Annotated in this window: 19 protein-coding genes and 5 tRNA genes; 6 read left to right on the forward strand and 18 right to left on the reverse strand. The window is 46.9% G+C overall.

The window, feature by feature from the left end:
• Positions 1-4 precede the first annotated feature (4 nt).
• From J2X05_RS06415 to J2X05_RS06445, 7 genes are all read right to left on the reverse strand, one after another.
• Positions 5-289: an MFS transporter gene (locus J2X05_RS06415; RefSeq protein ID WP_310070230.1), complete on the reverse strand. Its 285-nt coding sequence runs from the start codon at positions 287-289 to the stop codon at positions 5-7.
• Complete coding sequence (locus J2X05_RS06420; RefSeq protein ID WP_310070232.1) at positions 240-1,241, reverse strand: multidrug effflux MFS transporter; 1,002 nt, start codon at positions 1,239-1,241, stop codon at positions 240-242. The genes J2X05_RS06415 and J2X05_RS06420 overlap by 50 nt, the downstream gene beginning before the upstream one ends.
• A 228-nt stretch (positions 1,242-1,469) precedes the next feature.
• Complete coding sequence (locus tag J2X05_RS06425; protein WP_310070234.1) at positions 1,470-2,042, reverse strand: DUF3806 domain-containing protein; 573 nt, start codon at positions 2,040-2,042, stop codon at positions 1,470-1,472.
• A gap of 28 nt (positions 2,043-2,070) precedes the next feature.
• A complete protein-coding gene (locus tag J2X05_RS06430; protein ID WP_310070237.1) occupies positions 2,071-3,612 on the reverse strand; it encodes an FMN-binding glutamate synthase family protein in 1,542 nt (513 codons plus the stop codon).
• A gap of 14 nt (positions 3,613-3,626) precedes the next feature.
• Entirely contained in the window at positions 3,627-5,375 is a 1,749-nt protein-coding gene (locus tag J2X05_RS06435) for a diguanylate cyclase domain-containing protein (protein WP_310070239.1), read from the reverse strand.
• Positions 5,376-5,377: 2 nt separating this feature from the next.
• Positions 5,378-6,400: an extracellular solute-binding protein gene (locus J2X05_RS06440; protein WP_310070240.1), complete on the reverse strand. Its 1,023-nt coding sequence runs from the start codon at positions 6,398-6,400 to the stop codon at positions 5,378-5,380.
• Between the two features lie 68 nt (positions 6,401-6,468).
• The gene (locus J2X05_RS06445; RefSeq protein ID WP_310070243.1) at positions 6,469-7,092 is read right to left on the reverse strand and encodes an acyltransferase; all 624 of its coding nucleotides are present in this window, start codon (positions 7,090-7,092) and stop codon (positions 6,469-6,471) included.
• Between the two features lie 378 nt (positions 7,093-7,470).
• Here J2X05_RS06445 and J2X05_RS06450 point away from each other — a divergent pair, with 378 nt between their 5' ends.
• Entirely contained in the window at positions 7,471-8,187 is a 717-nt protein-coding gene (locus J2X05_RS06450; RefSeq protein ID WP_310070246.1) for a TIGR01621 family pseudouridine synthase, read from the forward strand.
• Positions 8,187-9,704 (forward strand): alpha/beta fold hydrolase, encoded by a 1,518-nt coding sequence (locus tag J2X05_RS06455; RefSeq protein ID WP_310070249.1) that lies wholly within the window; start codon positions 8,187-8,189, stop codon positions 9,702-9,704. Before J2X05_RS06450 ends, J2X05_RS06455 begins: the two co-directional genes overlap by 1 nt.
• Positions 9,705-9,779: 75 nt before the next feature.
• Here J2X05_RS06455 and J2X05_RS06460 read toward each other — a convergent pair.
• The 11 genes from J2X05_RS06460 to J2X05_RS06510 all read right to left on the reverse strand — a co-directional run bounded on the left by J2X05_RS06460 (position 9,780) and on the right by J2X05_RS06510 (position 15,283).
• Positions 9,780-9,855 (reverse strand) — tRNA-Asn (locus J2X05_RS06460).
• 147 nt (positions 9,856-10,002) lie between these two features.
• Positions 10,003-10,284: a pyrimidine/purine nucleoside phosphorylase gene (gene ppnP / locus J2X05_RS06465; protein WP_078042810.1), complete on the reverse strand. Its 282-nt coding sequence runs from the start codon at positions 10,282-10,284 to the stop codon at positions 10,003-10,005.
• 119 nt (positions 10,285-10,403) lie between these two features.
• Positions 10,404-10,479, reverse strand: a tRNA-Asn gene (locus J2X05_RS06470).
• A 208-nt stretch (positions 10,480-10,687) separates the two neighbouring features.
• On the reverse strand, positions 10,688-11,755 hold the full coding sequence (locus J2X05_RS06475) for a class I SAM-dependent methyltransferase (RefSeq protein ID WP_310070253.1): 1,068 nt from the start codon (positions 11,753-11,755) through the stop codon (positions 10,688-10,690).
• Positions 11,752-12,447, reverse strand: a complete 696-nt coding sequence (gene rsuA / locus J2X05_RS06480; protein WP_310070255.1) for a 16S rRNA pseudouridine(516) synthase RsuA — start codon at positions 12,445-12,447, stop codon at positions 11,752-11,754. The genes J2X05_RS06475 and rsuA overlap by 4 nt, the downstream gene beginning before the upstream one ends.
• On the reverse strand, positions 12,447-13,208 hold the full coding sequence (truC, locus tag J2X05_RS06485; protein ID WP_310070259.1) for a tRNA pseudouridine(65) synthase TruC: 762 nt from the start codon (positions 13,206-13,208) through the stop codon (positions 12,447-12,449). Before truC ends, rsuA begins: the two co-directional genes overlap by 1 nt.
• A gap of 108 nt (positions 13,209-13,316) precedes the next feature.
• A complete protein-coding gene (locus tag J2X05_RS06490; RefSeq protein ID WP_310070261.1) occupies positions 13,317-13,652 on the reverse strand; it encodes a hypothetical protein in 336 nt (111 codons plus the stop codon).
• A 79-nt stretch (positions 13,653-13,731) separates the two neighbouring features.
• Positions 13,732-14,577 (reverse strand): bifunctional methylenetetrahydrofolate dehydrogenase/methenyltetrahydrofolate cyclohydrolase FolD, encoded by an 846-nt coding sequence (folD, locus tag J2X05_RS06495; protein ID WP_310070264.1) that lies wholly within the window; start codon positions 14,575-14,577, stop codon positions 13,732-13,734.
• Positions 14,578-14,923: 346 nt separating this feature from the next.
• Positions 14,924-14,999, reverse strand: a tRNA-His gene (locus tag J2X05_RS06500).
• A gap of 94 nt (positions 15,000-15,093) precedes the next feature.
• Positions 15,094-15,170, reverse strand: a tRNA-Arg gene (locus J2X05_RS06505).
• Positions 15,171-15,206: 36 nt separating this feature from the next.
• Positions 15,207-15,283, reverse strand: a tRNA-Pro gene (locus tag J2X05_RS06510).
• Between the two features lie 394 nt (positions 15,284-15,677).
• Here J2X05_RS06510 and J2X05_RS06515 point away from each other — a divergent pair.
• The 4 genes from J2X05_RS06515 to sixA all read left to right on the forward strand — a co-directional run bounded on the left by J2X05_RS06515 (position 15,678) and on the right by sixA (position 18,525).
• Complete coding sequence (locus J2X05_RS06515) at positions 15,678-16,178, forward strand: flavin reductase family protein (RefSeq protein WP_310070267.1); 501 nt, start codon at positions 15,678-15,680, stop codon at positions 16,176-16,178.
• 509 nt (positions 16,179-16,687) lie between these two features.
• Positions 16,688-17,707 carry an NAD(P)H-dependent glycerol-3-phosphate dehydrogenase gene (locus tag J2X05_RS06520; protein ID WP_310070270.1) on the forward strand — a complete coding sequence of 340 codons (1,020 nt, stop codon included), beginning with the start codon at positions 16,688-16,690 and terminating at the stop codon, positions 17,705-17,707.
• Positions 17,707-18,054 (forward strand): DUF4389 domain-containing protein, encoded by a 348-nt coding sequence (locus J2X05_RS06525; protein ID WP_310070273.1) that lies wholly within the window; start codon positions 17,707-17,709, stop codon positions 18,052-18,054. Before J2X05_RS06520 ends, J2X05_RS06525 begins: the two co-directional genes overlap by 1 nt.
• On the forward strand, positions 18,055-18,525 hold the full coding sequence (gene sixA / locus J2X05_RS06530) for a phosphohistidine phosphatase SixA (RefSeq protein ID WP_310070274.1): 471 nt from the start codon (positions 18,055-18,057) through the stop codon (positions 18,523-18,525).
• Positions 18,526-18,542: the final 17 nt, after the last annotated feature.

The raw sequence follows: 18,542 nt of genomic DNA on the forward strand, positions 1-18,542 counted from the left end.
CAGGTTACTCGCCAGCGGGCTCGGCGAGGAGCGCTTTTTTATTGCGTGCGAGTTGTAAAATCACCAATGCCATGGCACCGAGTATTAAAAAACCGCTGGTGACTGGCACGAGAGTGCCGTTGTACATTTGGCCAATCGCAGTGCCGATCAGCATGGACATGATTGATGATGTAGCGCCGATAATAGCTGATGCGATGCCGGCTACATGCCCCATGGGTTCCATCGCCATGGCGTTGACATTACCGAAGACCAAGCCAAAACAGAAAAATAACGCTGAGGCATAAATCATAAATAGCCAGAGGTTGGCAGGCAGTAACATCAGAACAACTAAAAAAAATAGCCGAGCTAAGAATAATTCCCCAAACGGCGTGGTTGCATAAATAATCCATTCCCCACTTTTCCACAAAGCGTGAATTAACCAGTGATGCAACACCAAACACTAACGCTAATACACCAAAGTAGATGGTGAATAATTTTCCGGTTTGAAATAAATCCTGGAAAATTTGTTGCGATGAATTGAGGTAACCTAGAAAGCTACCAAAAAATAAACCCATACACAGCGTGTAACACATGGTGGTGTAATTACTGATAACCTCTTTGAAGCCATCGATAAAACCGCGTGTACTAAAGGGTATTCGATACTGTTTGGGGAGCGTCTCTTCCAACCGTATAAAAATCCATATGCCGATAATCAGCGCATAAACAATATAAACTACAAAGATGTAACGCCACGAGCTCACCAACAATACTGCCTGGCCAATGCTGGGGGCGAGTGCAGGCACCATAATAAAAATCATCATTACCAGCGACATGATGCGCGCCATTTCGTTGCCCGCATATTTGTCGCGCACAATGGAGATGGCTGAAACATAAGGGCCTGCAACACCAAGCCCTTGAATGAAGCGCCCGATGAGCAAGGTATTAATATCTTGCGCAAAAAAACAAATCAAACTGCCGCAAAAAAACAACGCGATACCGGCATAGAGAATTTTTTTACGCCCGGTTGCATCGGACAAGGGGCCACATACTAATTGGCCTATGGCCATCCCCAGAAACAAGGCGCTGATAATGTATTGCGCCTGATTGCTATGCGAGAGTGGGATATCGTTGCTAATGAATCCGAGAGCCGGGAGCAGTGCATCAATCGACATAGCCACAATCGACATCAGGAGCGCAACCAGCAGGGTAAATTCCTGCGCGGAAATGCGCGAAGGCGTGGGGTGGGTTGAGTAATCAGACATAGAGTGGCTTCCGTGATAAATAAACTAACGCAAGAATGGATCATACCCAAATGCTCATGCCAGCATCTGTCAGTAAATGTTCATGCCGCCCTCATGAGCGGAGTTGTGTTAGTTAGTCGAATGAGGTTGTGCTAAATCGACAGAGGCTATCGATATTATTTTTTACCTTCACCTCAGGGACAATTTTCCCTGCGGTGAAGGTAAAAGATTACAGGTGGGTGATATTTGCTAGCGTGGAAACTTGTACATTATGCCACCGTCATAAGGCAGTTTGGGCAGGTGTTTTTCCATGCGCATAATGGCATCATTGTGAATTTTTTTCACATCAGGTTTTGTGCCCACTTCCATACGGCGTGAAAGCATGGTGATTGGAAACAGGCAGTCGCTGGTTTTTTTGACACAAAGCGCACGGCTGCGGCCAATCTCATCCTCATAAATTTTCCATTCAAAGGTGTTGGGAAAATCAGCCAGGATCAGGTTGCCCAAGACCAAGCCCATTGCTTGTTGGGTTTCATAATCGTCTTGCTCGACAAGGTTTTTATCGACAAGGCGCTGCATAGTGTCTAAATCACTGAGATCTTTACGAATCGGTGTGCCGAGTTTGGTTTGTGTCAGCTCGCTCAACTCGGTAATTTCCTGCTCCATTTTGTTCTTATCCATCCAACCTAAGTCATTAATGGTGACATCCTTTGGTGGTACAACGGGAGTGGGTTCAGACACAACATTCAGCGGTGTTTGAGCATTGGTGATGGCTACACTACAAGTGAGTGTTAACGCGATAAGTGGTTTTATGTAATTCATTGTGTCCTCGCAACATCTACATTAAGAATTAATTTTTTGTCAGCGTTTTACTTTCTGAAAAATGGGGATTATGAGGTGCAAAAATCAAGGGTTGCGGATTGAAATCATCCAGCGGTACCGAAAATCCATTGGCATTGACGATATGAATATGCTCGCTTTTTAATTGGCGCGGCTCAGCTGCGCCACAGGAGTGCGCAATCATAGCAACGCTTTTTGTGATGTTGTATTGATAGGCCGCTACGCGCTCTGCTTTGTTGGTTGGGTCAAGCCCTTTTTGCAACTTGCTGTTGTGGGTGGTAATACCGGTAGGGCAAGTATTTTTGTGGCATTGCAGTGCCTGGATACAGCCCAGTGCAAACATAAATCCACGCGCGCTATTCACAAAATCAGCGCCACTCGCAAGTGCCCATGCCACCATGTGCGGTGTGATCAGTTTCCCGGCGACGATAATTTTAATCCGCTCTTTTAAACCCGCTTCCGTTAACAGTGCAGTTACCCAGGGCAGGCTTTCTTTGATCGGTAACCCTACATGATCCATCAGTGGTTGCGGTGCAGCGCCACTGCCGCCATCGGCGCTATCGAGGGTAATAAAATCCGGTGCGGCTTCAATGCCGTGAATGCGGATTTCGTTAATTAAATCGATGAGCCATTTCTTTTCGCCGAGTACGGCTTTAAAACCAACCGGTTTACCGGTGACAGTGCGGATATGGTCGATCATTTTTAACAGCTCGGCAACCGAGCGAATATCGGTGTGGCCATTAGGACTAATCGATGCCTGTCCCTCAGGGATACCGCGAATCAAAGCCACTTCAACGGATACTTTTTCTGCTGGCAATATGCCGCCTTTCCCGGGTTTTGCGCCCTGGCTTAACTTTATTTCAAACATCTTGATTTGCGGTTTTGCCGCCAAATCCAATAAGCGTGCATCACTCAAATTGCCATCCAGGTCGCGCACCCCGTATTTGGCGGTGCCGATTTGAAATACCAAATCGCAATTGCCTTCAAGATGGTAGGGCGACAAACCGCCTTCACCGGTGTTTAACCAGCAGCCAGCTTTTGCAGCGCCATGTGATAAGGCTTTGATAGCGGGGCTGGAAATAGCGCCATAGCTCATACCGGAAATATTAAAGATTGAATTAGTTGTATAGGGCGTTCTGCAAAAAGGGCCTAGCGTGACGGGGGAAGGCATAAGCGCATCATTTTCCATAATGGGAAAAGCGGCGTTTAAAAAAATCAGCGTGCCCGGTTCATTTAAATTAAGCGTTGAGCCAAACCCTATATTGCTATCAATATTTTTTGCGGCGCGATAAACCCAAGAGCGGTCGGCACGATTAAAGGGCATTTCTTCGCGGTCGTTGGCAAAAAAATATTGACGAAAAAATTCGCCTAGATGTTCAAAAAAATAACGGAAGCGGCCAATAACAGGATAATTTTTGCGGATAGTGTGGGTGTTTTGAGTGATGTCGGTGACATACATAAAGACTACCACGAGTAACGCGGCGCCGACCAATACAATGAAGCTGACTTCAAGCCAGGTCAGCAGCTCAAGTGCCCAGTGTGAATCAATCATGGTGCTTATAATTCCTAATCTGTTTGGGTATCAGTGTACAGCTTTACGTTATTTCTTCCTGTTGATTTCGCGTAATACATCGCAAGGTCGGCATGTTTGATCAGGGTGTTTTTGTCATCCCCGTCTTGTGGATAAATCGCGATACCAATACTGCAGGAAATATTAAGTAAAAAATTGTCGATCTTAAATGGCTGGTTTAACGCAGTGCGGATTTTATCGGCAACCTGGCGGCTGATATGGCGCGCGCTCATACCGCGTAATTGCAATTCCCGCGCAGAAACAATAGTCATAAATTCATCGCCGCCGTAGCGTGCGACTGTGTCAGTTTCGCGGATGCAGGTCAGCATACGAGCAGCGCATTCTTGTAATAACTTGTCACCAATATCATGTCCGTATTTATCATTAACCGGTTTGAAATCATCCAGGTCTATAAGCATTACCGCGATCTCGGCTTTATCGCGCCGGGCACTAATCAATGCCTGTTCAATGCGGTCTTCAAGCAGGATGCGATTGGGTAATCCGGTCAGCCCGTCGTGGTGCGCTACTTTGTGTAAATACTGGCGCTGGGTATTGAGCTCCATTAACTGCGCATTTAATTTTTTGGCCATAATCGAAAAGTTTCGCGCGAGCAAACCCAATTCATCATCGCGGTTTGTACTGAGTTCGGGCACAGGGTCGCCCTGTTTAAAACGTGCAAAGGTAGTGGCCATACGCTGCAGTGGGGTGGTGATTTTGCGTGCAAGTATGAGTGAGAGCAACACAAATAAAACACCAAAGGCCAGTGAAATTTGCAGGCTTGTAATGCCGAGTTGGCGGCTGTCTTCCAATACGGCGTCGAGATTACTGATTAAACCCAGGACAATATATTTTTCATCGGATTCCGTGGCAAAAGGGACTTTGGTTAACGAAATAACGGCCTGTTTTTCGGGGAAACGAAAATCGTGCACTTCTGCCACCAAGCTTGATACCTCACCGGAAAAAATATGCTGTGTGACGGGGATGTCGTTTTGCATGAGTACGCGCGCACCTTTATCAAAACCGAAGGTTTTTTCCGCGTCTGGATGCAAAATATAATCGCCAGCGGAGTTGGTGGCGATTACATCAATTCCGGCGGGAATATCAGTTTCAATTAATGCAAACATTTTTTCCAAGTCAACGTTAATGACAATAACACCAAACACGTTGCCGTTCGTGCCATACACTGGTGTAGCAACAATGACGCTCGGTTTACCATAACCATCAAGCAGCCCGCGCTCTTTATTGAGCCGGATACCTGATACAAAAACGCTGCCCTGTTTTAATTTCAGCGTGTTGTACACATAGGAATAGTGGGCTTTTTCCTGCAGTGCCATACCTTCAACGATATGCACAGCATTTTGGGTCTTATCAACGCGCACCAACTCCAGACCGTGATTGTGTGCGCCGATAAATCGAACTTGATTATATTCCTCATGGGAGCGAAGAAATCCTGACAGCGCGTTCGCCAGGCGCATGCGTTGTTTGTCGGTCTGTGGTGAATGGCTGGAGGCAATTTCTTCAATGGCAGGGAGTTGCGCAATAAATAATAAATCTTTGGTTATATCGGCGATAAAAAAAGAATAGCGATTGGCTAATACCTGCGTGGCAGTAGCTAATTTATCTTTGGAAGATTGGATCAACAGGGCGCGGCTATGGGTGTAAGTAAAATACACGCTAATCCCTGCGCTCAACAGGCTGAGCAGGGCAATCCAGATAGTGAGTTTAATAACAATCCTTGATCCCATAACTAAAACCGTTCCATTACATCGCCAGAAATAATTTGTTCCCACAATCTAATGCGTGCATCTGCATTTTCGATAGGTTCGAGCCAAATAAGTTTGGCGTCGCGGTGCGCACTGGATTCATCGAGCGTATTGGCAAGCCCGTGCACGTTGGTTAAGCGGAGACTTGCTTTTTCTTCCAGCATAAAATTAATCCACTGTTCGGCAAGAGGGCTTGCATGCTGGCCAATGGCCCAACAATCCAACCAGGCAAGTGTGCCATCTTGCGGCATTACGTAGCCTACATCGGCGCCGATATCGGCGAGTGCTTTTAGTTGTTGGCTACCGTAATTGGCGTAAATAAGTGCGACTTCCTGAGTTTTAAACAGTTTCACCGCCTCCTGTGGTGACGAATAAAAAGTCAATATATTGCGGCGCAATTCAATCAGGCGGCGTGCAGATAGCTGTAGCTGTTCGGGCGATTGATGGAACGGCGATGTGATGCCTAGGCTGAGCGCAGCCAAGGTGAAGTTGTGGTTGCTGGTGTTAAATGCCAGCACCTTGCCGGTGTAGGCTGGGTCCCATAATGCTTTGATGCTAGCGGGTGGTTGATGCACCAGCTTCCGGTTGTAGATCAGTCCCATTTCGGAATAGGTATAGGGAATGGCATAGGTCCGGTCATTTTTAACCAGCCCGGGAATAGAGTTCCGTTGTTGGAAGCGCGGTAGTTGCTGGGGAATGTTGGTAATCCGCTGTGTATCAATCGCGCGTACCAAGCCTTTCTGGATATAGCGCTGCAATTCGGCGGTATTCACTGCCAGCAAGTCATAGCCCCCATTTTTTGCTTCGTTAACTTTGCTCCAGAGTTCATCGTCAGAGTAGACATAAGTTACTGCAACGTTAGCTTTATGTTGCTGTTCGAACTCCCGCACGAGATCAGTATCGGCGTATCCATCCCATGCAAGTACTTTTAACTGTTGCGTGGCTCTGGCTGATGGTGCCAGCAGCAGGGTCAGCAGGAGCGTGAGAAAGGGTAGGTAATAACGCATTGCTGAACCTAATATGCTGGGGTTAATTGATTCTAGTTCATGCACCGGGTGTTGCGCGTGGGGGGTATTCAGACTTCGGTTGTGCGGTTGCCAATGATGCGCGCCGGATTACCTGCGACCTTGGTGTAATCGGCTACGGATTTGGTCACTATGCTGCCCATGCCAACAACAGCATGGTTGCCAATAGAGACGCCATCTACTATACCCGTGTTGGCGCCAATCCATACATCGCTACCTATACGGATTCCTTGTGATTTGACGGCCTGATCGCAAACTAATCTGTCACTGTCCATGCCGTGGTTAAACGCGTAGGCATAGGTGTAAGCTGCGATACGCGTATTATCGCCAACCACAATTCCTTTGCGGCCGCCATCCAGGCTTACGTGGTGATTAATTGAAACACCTTGCCCCAGGGTAATTGGCCCGTGCAGGACACAATCAGCGGCAATGTAAGAATTATCGCCAATCAGGATCGGACGGCCGGGTTCGGCAAATATCCGCGCTTCAGGAGCGATAAAACAATCTTTACCGATGATGATGGTTTCCATTGCCGTTAGATAAGTCTGCCACTCATCCTGCCAAGCCTGCGCCCAGCTGCGATGTGCAGGTTTTAAACCGGCATAAAGCCAGGGCATGTAGCTCAGCCGCAGTTTGTGTTGCTGGCGATAGCGTTCGGTATTTTGATCATTCATAGAAAATAGCGATAGGTAAAAGCGAGGGCGGAATTATAGAGGGCAGGTAGAGCAAACAGGAAATTGTGGGTAATAAAAAGGTGCCCGCCGGCTGTTGGTGATTGGTTTGTTTGCTTGGCCGCTGGCGCTTTTGCTTAAGCAAAAAGCTGGGCACAACTCAAAACATGGAGCACTGACATGAGCGCTCTTAGGGGAAACCCGTCATTACGACAACCGAAGCGGACACCTGAACTGATTATAGCTACGCCCACTCTTGACGCTACACCTACATTAGTTTTTTAAGTCACAAGTAGTGGCTTTTTATAGCCAAAATAATCTTATAGCCGAAATAATCTGTGGCTGATAACCTGCGCGCCATCTCCAATTGAGCTGTTTCTCATGTATGACATTGTTGAAAATAATCCGGAATTTGTAGTGATTTATAAAAAGCCGGGCGCCAGTTTTCACAGCGAATCTGGTGAACCTGGTCTATTTGAAACGGTTAAACAACAAGAAGGATTTTGCGAGCTATTTCCTGTGCACCGGCTCGATAAAATTACCTCGGGTTTATTGGTGATGGCGAAAACGCCGGAAATCAATCGGCAGCTCACCGATGCTTTTAGCCGGCGCCAGATACAAAAGTATTATCTTGCAGTTAGCGCAAAAAAACCGAATAAAAAACAAGGGTTGATAAAAGGTGATATGGCGCCTGCACGTCGCGGTGCATGGAAACTAATCACCGCTCAAGACAACCCTGCTATTACCCAATTCTTTAGTAAAAGTATTAGTCCGGGCCATCGTTTGTTTATGGTGAAACCTCACACCGGAAAAACACACCAAATTCGTGTCGCATTAAAAAGCATTGGTTCGCCTATTGCGGGCGATTCACTCTATGGCGATTCAATACAAAGTGCAGGTTATGACCGCTGTTATTTACACGCTTACAGTCTAACGTTTGTGCTGGGTGGAAAACATTACCGATTTACCGAATTGCCGCGCGAAGGCGATTTTTTTTGCGATGATTTTTTTACTGCCGCGATACAGGAATGGCGCGAGCCATGGTTGTTGCCTTGGCCGCAATTATTATCCCGTACACAGAAAATGGATAAATCCTGATGCGATTTTTAATTGGACTCGGTATAGCAATAGTGCTGGCCTTATCGGTAACGGTAGTGGGATATTTTTACCCATCATCGGAGACGGCAGAAAAACCTTTACCCAATAGCGATTACCGTTTCATCAAAACTGCCTGTTGGTTCGACGCTGATTGGACGGCCACTATTACCTGCGGTGAATTGCAAACACCGGAACAATTCCGTTTAGCTATTGTTATTTTGCACAATGATGCCGAACAGCGCCGCGCTGATCCGATTGTATATTTGCAGGGTGGGCCAGGTGCGAGTGCACGATTGCATACTGATGGAATAAAAAGCTGGTTGAATTGGATGCGTTATAGCAATACGAAGCGTGATTTGATTTTGATCGATACTCGCGGCACCGGACGGAGCAAACCGGCGCTCGTGTGTAGTGAATACAATCAATTTAATCAGCAGCTGTTGCGTCAGAATATCGCCTTGGGCGATGAGTTGGCGCAGGGCTACGATGTGGCGGCACAATGTTTTGCATCCTCAGCGCAAGCGAATCCGCAGCTGGATTATCGCAATTTTAGCACTCAAAAATCAGCGCGGGATGTGCGCGCATTAATGGCGCAGCTTGATTATCAACAATGGAATATTCTAGGCGTCTCCTACGGAACACGGCTTGCACTGGAAATCGCTTTACAAGAGCAGCAAACTCCACAGACAGTAAAATTGAAATCTATGGTGCTGGATTCAGTTTATCCGGCCGGTTTTGGCGGCGTACAAACCTGGCCGCAGGTATTGGATGAGGGGATGCAGCAGTTTTTTAAAGGCTGCAGTGCGCAGCATGAATGCATAAAAAAATTAAATGAATCTTCAATAGGTGATGTTGTTTCGCTAGAACAACACTTTATGCAAGCGCTGCGCAATTTACAGCGCAATCCCATTTCAATCACTATCAAGCGTTGGGATGGTGAAGCGCCGGTAAATTTTGTGGTAAATGACCATCGTTTTTTATCAGCCACCTTTGCCGCTGTTTATAATCCAAGCGATTGGCCAACCATTATTGATGCAATTAATGCGGTAGAGGAGGGGCGTTCAGATTTATTAAAACCCTTGATGGAGCCGTTTATTAATAACAGCATGACGAGCGATTTTAATAGTTTGACTTTTACGGCAGTGGATTGTGCGGATAATCCTGTTCTATCGGAAACAGATTACACAGCGGCATTAGTAAAGTATCCATTATTGCAAGAGTACACTCGCGACCAATGGCGCTATCAGCTCTGCCACAGCCTGCCAAGTGATTCGCCATTGGAAAAGGTTGCCCCACAACTGCCAACCCTAATACTCGCTGGTGCATTAGACCCTATAACACCGGTGAGCTGGGCGCAAAGTGTTAATCAACAATGGCCATACAGCCAGCTGCGTGTGCGTGAAAAAATCGCCCACTCAGTTTTGGGGAGCGATGTTTGTTTGTTGGAGCATCTCGATGAATTTTTTAATCAACCCGAGATGAAATTTACTGCTTGTGCGAAAGAAATCGAAAATTAGCAGGTGCATTATTTTCATGGCTAATAAAAAAAGGCCGCACTGAGTGCGGCCTTTTTGTTTTATCGTGCTTAAATCTGGCTCCGCCTGCTGGACTCGAACCAGCGACCCAATGATTAACAGTCATTTGCTCTACCGACTGAGCTAAGGCGGAATTGTGTTCTTCATCGTGAAGAGGCGCGCATGATATAGAGGCAAAAAATAACGGTCAACCGTTTTAATAAATCGCGTTTGTTTTTTATCGGGATAAAAAACAAAAAAGACGCCGAAGCGTCTTTTTAATCTGCAGATAACGAACGGTTTATTCGTATTTGCACAAATAAGAAGTTTCTACGTCGGCTGATACTTTGAAGCGTTGGTTGGCTTCAACAATAAACGTTTGGCCTGCTGCAAAAGTTTCTGCTTTGTCGCTACCTGGCAGTACCACGGTCAGGCTACCGCTTACTACAGTCATGTATTCTTTTTGGCTGGTACCGAACTCGTAATCCCCTTTGGCCATTACGCCAATGGTGGCTGGCAGGGTTTCGGTTTGGAATGCGATAGATTTAACTGCGCCACCAAAGTATTCGTTAACTTTAAACATGGGATGCTCCGCTCAAGGTGGGTAGTGGATATAAAGTGCCTTTTATCAGCACAAAACATTAAAAACAAAAAGTACAGGCACAAAAAAGGCCGCATAAATGCGACCTTTTTCTTTAAATCTGGCTCCGCCTGCTGGACTCGAACCAGCGACCCAATGATTAACAGTCATTTGCTCTACCGACTGAGCTAAGGCGGAACGGTGACTTCCTCTGTGGAAGTGGTGCGCATGATATAGAGGCAGTTTTGGTTGGTCAACCGTTTTTTAGTCCTTTTCGTTAACTTTTCCGGCAAAAAAACCTCAATAAATTCAAGGCTGTTTATTAATCCTGCAAGCTGTATTTTCGCTATCCAAAATGTACCGCATGGATATCGGGTGCAGGTTGTTTTTTCACCAGTGTTCTTGCTTAAAGTCCCAGTTGGATCACCTTGAAGCTGCCATTATCGATTATCACTTTAATCTGGCTGAACAGCGGTGCCGCTTTGCGCTCCAGCGGGATAAACTGGTTTACCACAAAAAGTGCAATACCCTGGGCCGCCAAAAGGCGCTTGGCACTCAGGAGAAATTTGTCTGTCAGATCGCCATCTATGCCAAATCCCTGATGAAAGGGTGGATTACACAACAGCAGATCGGCCTTGGTGCGGATGCCTTTACCCGCATCGGCGGCGATAACCTCTCCATTCAACTGATTGTGTTGCAGGTTCTGCCGGGCAAGCTCTAGCGCGGCAGCGTTGTTGTCGGTCAGTATCCAATGGTTAATATCTTTGCAGATGTCGAGGCTTGCGGCTGCGATAGTCAAATAACCGTAACCGCAGCCCAAATCCACGCCGCTATTGAACGGATTTGGCAGAGGCAATAAGTGCTTGAGTTGTTCGATAAGCAAGGCGCTGCCCGCATCCTGTTTGTTCCAGCCGAATAACCCCGGTTTGCTGAATAGCCTGAGCCCTGAATCCGGGGCGATCGGGCGCGGCTGACGATAGTCGCTATCATCCAACAACTCCGCCGCATCATACTCGTTGTATTTACTGAGCTCGGCAGAATAAACCGGGCCATGTTTTACAATATTTTTTCCGCTGCCGAGCAGCTTGGCGATTTTTTCGATATAGGTTTTTGTCCCTTCATTTTTATAGCCCGCCAGCAATAATTGCCCGCCGGGTTTCAAGCAGCGCCAGGCTTGGTTAAGCACGTGATGCACAACCGGTTTTTCTTTGGATACACGATAAAAAATTTTATCGAGGCTGTTATCGGTGATTTCACTGCAATCAAAATCATTAAATTCTGTGGTGAAGCCGCGCGCTTTTGCCTGCTCGGCAACATCCCAGCGATTGGTTAGCACGAGTAATTGTTCATGGTGTAATACGGCGGGCAATGTATTGAGTGCGTTTTCATCGGTGCACCACAGAATGCGAGCATTCTTATCGGCGTGGATGCTGGTCAATTCCTGGGTGATCCAGTTGAGTGCCAAATCATTCATGGTGCTACGCTCTTTATTTCTTCTGCTGTTAATGCGCGATATTCACCGGGCGCTAATGCGGGATCCAATTGAATGTTGCCAATGCTTTCGCGATGCAACGCCACCACGAGATTACCTGCCGCCGCAAACATACGTTTGACTTGATGGTATTTGCCTTCATGAATTTTCAAACGGGCTTCATGGCTGGATATTAATTCCAATTGCGCCGGGCGCGTGGGGGCTTTTTCCCCGTGTAATTGCACCCCGGCAGCAAACAGTTCAGCAGTGTCGGTGCTGATCGGGTTGGCCGTGGTAACGCGATAAATTTTATCGCATTCGTGGCGCGGTGAAGTGATGCGGTGATTCCACTGCCCATCATCCGTGAGTAATACTAATCCAGTGGTGTCGATATCCAGGCGCCCCACAATTTGTAACTCCTGCCAGCGCGGCAAGCGGATTAAATCCATCACAACCGGGTAATCGCTATCGCTGTTGGCACACACGTAACCCAAGGGTTTGTGCAGCATTAAATAGCGGGTTTGAAATGCTTCGACCTGTTTACCATCAAACGTAATTATTTCGTCACCCAGTAATTTTTGGTCACCTTTTTTAGCAATAACATCATTCACACTGACTCTGCCTGCTTTAATGGCTTGCTGGATAAGTGAGCGCGATGAGTCGCTGTTTTGGCTGAGAAATTTGTCGAGACGCATTAGTGATCCTGGGTGGTAATCCAACTGGCGGGCAGGGCGCTTTCCCAGCCAAACTGGCGAATAATGTTAGTAAATTTTGTGGCGAGTGGTGCAGTCAATGTCAGTGCTTCATTCGTTATCGGATGAATGAGCTCCATTGTAGTTGATGCCAGCATTAATCCATCGCAAGCGAATTGTTCCTGAAAAAATCGATTATGATTACCCTTGCCGTGTTTGGCATCGCCAATAATCGGATGGCTGATATGTTTCATATGGCGACGGATTTGATGCTTGCGCCCTGTGTGTGGGCTGCATTGCACCAATGAATAGCGGGTGCAGGGATATTTATCGATGCTAAACGGAAATTCGATCTGTGCCAGCGTTTTGAATTCAGTTATGGCTTCTTGTGCTGGTTTATCTGCACGCGCTTTTTTATCCGTGTATTTATCCAGTTCTTCAACTAACGGGTGGTCAATAATTCCTTGTTCTGGTGCAAAGCCGCGCACCAATGCCACGTAGGTTTTGGTTAGTGCATGACGGCTAAAAATATCGCCTAATTGCCGTGCAACGTCTGACGAGAATGCAAATACCAATACCCCGGAGGTGGGTTTATCCAAACGGTGGATTGGATAAACCATCTGCCCGATTTGATCGCGCAACAACTGCACAGCAAAACGTGTTTCATGCCGATCAATTTCACTGCGATGCACCAACAAGCCCCCCGGTTTATTTATAGCAACCAGGTATTCATCGCGGTAAATAATCGGCAGTATGTCTGTCATTGCGTTAGCGCTTATAAAATGGCGTTGGTTTTTAAACATATCGGGCTATAAAAATAAAAGCAGGCGAGTGCCTGCTTTTATCGGTGAAGCTATAAGCAGCGCTAAAAATTATTGCGCGCTTGTTGTTGCTTCAGATGCATCGCTGCTGGTTTCATTGCCACTGGATTCAGAGGTACAGCTAAATCCCCAGCCGCTTTGCTTTTCGGCAAACTCTGCTGCCTTGGCTTCGCATTGGCCTTGGGTACTTTCATAATTCCAGAGTGTTTGTGTTGCACCGTCTTTGGTGTAGCTTACTGAGCAAGGAACGCTCTTGTCAGCTGATGCATAAACGACCTCAATAACGCGCTCGGCATTACCCATCTTGCAAGTATATTTAACCGCATCATTTGCAGTGGCAGAAACGCTCACTGCCAACAAACTACCCAGCAAAAGAAATTTACGCATTTGATTTTTACTCCTTAAAAGTTAAATAGCGATACGAACAATAATGGCCAGCACTATTACAGCGATGCAACAGAAAACATTAACCGATTTTCTTTTCGCCCGAGTCTACGGTTTGGTAAATCAGGGTGTTGATGGTCATTGGGCCAACACCACCGGGAACCGGTGTATAAGCAGCAACCCGATCAACCAACGGCTTCAATTCGATATCGCCCACACCACCGGGATGATAGCCAGCATCAACTACCACTGCGCCGTCTTTAATCCACTCGGCTTTAATAAATTCCGGCTTGCCCACGGCGCCCACAAGAATATCGGCCTGTTTAATGAGTGACGGTAAGTTTTGGGTGCGTGAATGGCAAATGGTGACAGTGGCATTGGCATTAAGCAGCATCAGCGCCATTGGTTTGCCGAGAATTGGGCTGCGGCCGACCACTACAGCGTGTTTGCCTGCGAGTTCAATACCGTAGCCTTCCAGCAAACGCATAATGCCTTTTGGTGTTGCGCAGCCATAAGCTTCTTCACCCATGCTCATGCGGCCAAAACCTAAACAGGTTACGCCATCCACATCTTTTTCCGCGCTGATTGCATCAAAGCACAGGCGCTCATCGATTTGGTGCGGAACCGGGTGCTGCAACAGAATACCGTGCACGTTAGGGTTGTTATTCAATTCATGGATTTTGGCGAGCAATTGTTCGGTAGTGGTAGATGAAGGCATCTCCACCTTCAATGACTCCATACCAATACGGGTACAGGCATTGCCTTTCATTTTCACGTAGGTCGCTGAAGCTGGGTCATCACCAACAAGAATGGTCGCCAGAATAGGGGTTTGGCCATTGCTACGCGCCTTTAATGCAGCAACGCGAGCAGAGAGTTCCTGTTCAGTTTTTTCGGCAAGGGCTTTGCCATCCAATACAAGTGCGGACATGGGCGCTAATTACCTGTGTAGTAAATGAGAAGGGGTATAAGTCTGAGGTCGCGCATTTTCCCACAGTGAGGGTGGGGCGCCAAGGGAATTAAGGTAGGGGGATGCAAATACTGGCCGATGGGAAAGGGGGCGCCGTTTTAGGGGTCAGGTGCTAGCGGCGTAGAGTAACAATGAACGGATATTTCGGTTCACTATTCATGGTTGAGAATTTTCAGTAACAAGTCGGGTGGCGAATGGTAGATGTGGGGAAAAGCAATGTGAACATATTATAAAAATGAAGATTCTGAAGGGCGTTGCTTGATAGCTTAAGTGAGGAATTTTAGAGATGTTTTTTTTGAGGGGGGATTGGGGTGGCTGATGGGGCTCGAACCCACGACCACTGGAATCACAATCCAGGGCTCTACCAACTGAGCTACAGCCACCGTAGCGAGAACAAACAACACATCCATATGATGGGATTAGATCCCAACAGAAAGCTTATCAAGTGAAGTGTGGGCGAGTAATTAATAGCCCAAATGGCGCACCCGGCAGGATTCGAACCTGCGACCACCCGCTTAGAAGGCGGGTGCTCTATCCAGCTGAGCTACGGGCACATGCTGGAACAAACCTTCGCAGGTTCGATAAAAAGATGGTCGGAGTGGAGGGATTCGAACCCCCGACATTCTGCTCCCAAAACAGACGCGCTACCGGGCTGCGCTACACTCCGACGACTTAAAACTGACTGCGTTTCAAGTGGTGCGCATATTAACGGTGAGTTCCTGTATCGTCAACGGAAAAAACACAACAAAATAAAATATTTAGCGCATCGAGTTAAATTCTAATCAGCTTGTGTAAGCCGTGTTCAGATAGATAAAAGAGCCCTGGATTTTGATTCCGGTGTTCGCAATAAATGCCTTTACTATGGCACTTATGATATTTGATAAAGGAGTAACAACTGCCGGTGTTATAGCATTTTACCCGCCAGCCCATTGAGCTTTGCCTATGGCTGTATTTGTGTGACCCTGACAATCTGCTGGCGAAACAGGGTGCTAAGTCTTTGTTTAGGCTTGTGTGTCGCCCAGCAGCTAGTCAGAATACGCAACTATCGTTTGGGAGATTTTATGCAAAACAATAATTTAGCGGTTTCAATGAAGTTGGGTATGCGCCGTCTGGCATCTGGTGTTTGTGTGTTATCGACGACATTGCCCGGCAATCAACGTTTTGCGATGACAGTCTCTTCCGTCACTTCAGTATCTGATTCACCCGCATCACTTCTTGTGTGCATTAATCAGTTAGTGTCACAACAGGGGCATTTGGCAACTTTAGGTAGTCAGTTTGCTGTTAATGTTCTTTCTACTCATCATCAGGATGTTTCCAATATTTGCGCTGGGCGTGAACCCAATCGTGATCGCTTTGAAGTGGGCAATTGGGAAGAGGACGAAACCGGTTTACCCGTGTTGGCCGATGCCCAGGCCGTTTTTGTCTGCCAAACCGATCAAGTAACCACCTACGGAACTCATAAGATCATTATTGGTGTCATCCACAAAGTGATTCTAAATAGCGCAGAGGTAGATCCATTACTCTACGCTGATGGCAGCTATGGTGCATTTTTGCGCCAATAGAATCCAGTTATGAAGTGCTAGCAGCGCAATCGACTGAGCGTTGGGCTAACTGAAGGAAATTGTTAAATCTTGTGGTTCAAAATGACGCAAACATTTAGCAAAAATTTACCTTGCAATATGAATATTTCGTGTCTATCGGTTGTTTAAGGTTAATAACCACTAACTCTTTATGCACACCTCATGTGCTTAAGCGCCCAAGCAGTTCATGGCTTGATCAAAAACGTGAAAAAATGAGCTTTTGATCTGGTTTTTTTGTGTAACACTATGAAAAATAAAGATATTTTCATATAGATTAAATTTTGATCAATTTGTCATTGGTACTGATTTTATAAGCCTTTGAGGCGGTTTCCCAAAAACTATCCACCAAGTTATCCACAGAAAATGTGGACAAAATTTTGATGAAGGTTTTTGTGCAAAAAAGTTACAGTTTGTGTGTTTTGTATCTTTTGTGCCGTAACAGGTGACGAAATTTTTAGCGTTTTTTCTTGTTCAAAAAAGTGGATTTATTTATGAGTAAACGATTGAAGGTTGCCGTGCTTGGTGGTGGTAGTTTTGGTACGGCAATTGCCAACATCATCGCTTGTAACAACCATCAAACTTACCTGTGGATGCGCTCTGCGGAGCAGGCAGAGGTCTGTGAATCCGAGCGCCAAAATGCTCGCTATCTACCCGGTTATATGCTCCATGAGCAGCTGATAATTACCTCTGACCTGGCGCAAGCGGTGACAGGGGCTGATCTGGTATTTGTATCCATCCCCAGCCATTCATTTCGTGCGGTAACCCAACAGTTAAAACCGTTGCTGGGTGATGAGACTATGGTGGTAAGCACTGCCAAGGGGATAGAGCCGGAAGGGTTTACCCTGATGAGCCAGATTCTTGAGCAAGAGCTGCCTGGCCATCCTATCGGTGTATTGAGTGGACCCAACTTTGCGAAAGAAATTGTGCAACAGCAGCAGACCGGAACTGTTATCGCTAGCGAAAACCAAAGTGTTATCAGCTGCGTGCAGGAAACCTTGAAGTCGTCCACCTTCCGCGTGTACGCCAATCATGACCGCTATGGTGTAGAGTTGGGCGGCGCGCTGAAAAATATCTACGCTATTATTTGCGGCATGGCAGCGGCACTGGGTGCTGGCCATAATACCCAGGCAATGTTGCTTACCCGCAGCCTTGCAGAAATGGGGCGTTTTGCGCAGATGATGGGGGCCAACCCCATGACGTTTTTAGGTTTGGCGGGTGTGGGCGATTTAATTCTCACTTGTACGTCGGATTTGAGCCGGAATTACCGCGTCGGATTTGCATTGGGGCAAGGGCAAAAACTGGATGAGATAGTGGCCTCCTTGGGGCAAGTTGCCGAAGGTGTTAACACGCTTCGCCAAGTGAAGCAAAAGGCCGATGAGTTGCAGGTATATATGCCCTTGGTATCGGGGCTTTATGCGGTGCTCTTCCAACAAAAAGCGATTGCCGAGGTCGCCCGTGGCTTAATGGTGGGCGAGCAAGCGGATGACGTTGAATATTTAAGGGGAAATTAATGGACAATGAACAATTAAAATCCAATCTCACCTCCAGTAAACACTGGTTGCGTTTGGTGTTTATGTTGCTGTTTGCGGCAGTGTTGCAACTGGCAAGTTTGGTGATGTGGGTGTTGGTCGCAGTGCAATTTGTATTTTCATTGATTACCGGTGAAGACAATCAACACCTGCGTCGCTTTGGTCATTCACTGTCTACGTACATTTACAATGTATTAAAATTTTTGTGTTACAGCAGCGAAGAAAAACCGTTTCCGTTTGCTGATTGGCCTGCGAACTCAAGTGCTGAACCGGAAGTTGCTGTCCAGCCTGCACTTGTGGCTGATGCTCCCGAAGAAGCCGCAAAGTAAATGACGATTTTTATTTTGCGTCACGGTCAGGCGGAAGCGCAGATCACTTCCGATGATGCGCGGCAACTGACTAATAAAGGCCGCAATGATACCGCCAGAATTGTGCAGGAGCGCATTGCGGATATGCCCCTTGTACAAATCTGGGCGAGTCCCTTGGTGCGTGCACAACAAACAGCAGAAATTGCGTTGAGTTATTTTCCCGGGTTAAAAATCCAAACGACCGATTTGTTAGTACCTGAGGCCAATCCGCAAGTGTTAATGAATTGGTTGGATAAACTCAATGCGCAGTTTATTGGCACTGATCGATCACTCTTGCTGGTGAGCCACCAGCCATTGGTGGGGGCGCTCGTCAATTTGCTGTGCGGTAAACCTGGTGATTATTATCCAATGGGTACCAGTTCCCTCGCGGCGATCCGCGCGCAAGTGGTTGCCGCCGATATGGGCGATTTACTTTGGCTGGATCACGCCTAAAATAAAACAACCGTGTT

The sequence above is a fragment of the Cellvibrio fibrivorans genome (genome assembly GCF_031457055.1).
GTDB classification, from domain to species: domain Bacteria; phylum Pseudomonadota; class Gammaproteobacteria; order Pseudomonadales; family Cellvibrionaceae; genus Cellvibrio; species Cellvibrio fibrivorans.

What these genes read in the sequence shown, in the direction of transcription:
- J2X05_RS06440 (WP_310070240.1), bottom strand. Translation starts at nt 6,400, where the DNA reads ATGCGTTATTACCTACCCTTTCTCACGCTCCTGCTGACCCTGCTGCTG.
- folD (WP_310070264.1), bottom strand. Translation starts at nt 14,577, where the DNA reads ATGTCCGCACTTGTATTGGATGGCAAAGCCCTTGCCGAAAAAACTGAA.
- J2X05_RS06425 (WP_310070234.1), bottom strand. Translation starts at nt 2,042, where the DNA reads ATGAATTACATAAAACCACTTATCGCGTTAACACTCACTTGTAGTGTA.
- J2X05_RS06520 (WP_310070270.1), top strand. Translation starts at nt 16,688, where the DNA reads ATGAGTAAACGATTGAAGGTTGCCGTGCTTGGTGGTGGTAGTTTTGGT.
- sixA (WP_310070274.1), top strand. Translation starts at nt 18,055, where the DNA reads ATGACGATTTTTATTTTGCGTCACGGTCAGGCGGAAGCGCAGATCACT.
- truC (WP_310070259.1), bottom strand. Translation starts at nt 13,208, where the DNA reads ATGACAGACATACTGCCGATTATTTACCGCGATGAATACCTGGTTGCT.
- rsuA (WP_310070255.1), bottom strand. Translation starts at nt 12,447, where the DNA reads ATGCGTCTCGACAAATTTCTCAGCCAAAACAGCGACTCATCGCGCTCA.
- J2X05_RS06435 (WP_310070239.1), bottom strand. Translation starts at nt 5,375, where the DNA reads ATGGGATCAAGGATTGTTATTAAACTCACTATCTGGATTGCCCTGCTC.
- J2X05_RS06475 (WP_310070253.1), bottom strand. Translation starts at nt 11,755, where the DNA reads ATGAATGATTTGGCACTCAACTGGATCACCCAGGAATTGACCAGCATC.
- J2X05_RS06420 (WP_310070232.1), bottom strand. Translation starts at nt 1,241, where the DNA reads ATGTCTGATTACTCAACCCACCCCACGCCTTCGCGCATTTCCGCGCAG.
- J2X05_RS06490 (WP_310070261.1), bottom strand. Translation starts at nt 13,652, where the DNA reads ATGCGTAAATTTCTTTTGCTGGGTAGTTTGTTGGCAGTGAGCGTTTCT.
- J2X05_RS06455 (WP_310070249.1), top strand. Translation starts at nt 8,187, where the DNA reads ATGCGATTTTTAATTGGACTCGGTATAGCAATAGTGCTGGCCTTATCG.
- J2X05_RS06450 (WP_310070246.1), top strand. Translation starts at nt 7,471, where the DNA reads ATGTATGACATTGTTGAAAATAATCCGGAATTTGTAGTGATTTATAAA.
- ppnP (WP_078042810.1), bottom strand. Translation starts at nt 10,284, where the DNA reads ATGTTTAAAGTTAACGAATACTTTGGTGGCGCAGTTAAATCTATCGCA.
- J2X05_RS06415 (WP_310070230.1), bottom strand. Translation starts at nt 289, where the DNA reads ATGATTTATGCCTCAGCGTTATTTTTCTGTTTTGGCTTGGTCTTCGGT.
- J2X05_RS06525 (WP_310070273.1), top strand. Translation starts at nt 17,707, where the DNA reads ATGGACAATGAACAATTAAAATCCAATCTCACCTCCAGTAAACACTGG.
- J2X05_RS06515 (WP_310070267.1), top strand. Translation starts at nt 15,678, where the DNA reads ATGCAAAACAATAATTTAGCGGTTTCAATGAAGTTGGGTATGCGCCGT.
- J2X05_RS06430 (WP_310070237.1), bottom strand. Translation starts at nt 3,612, where the DNA reads ATGATTGATTCACACTGGGCACTTGAGCTGCTGACCTGGCTTGAAGTC.
- J2X05_RS06445 (WP_310070243.1), bottom strand. Translation starts at nt 7,092, where the DNA reads ATGAATGATCAAAATACCGAACGCTATCGCCAGCAACACAAACTGCGG.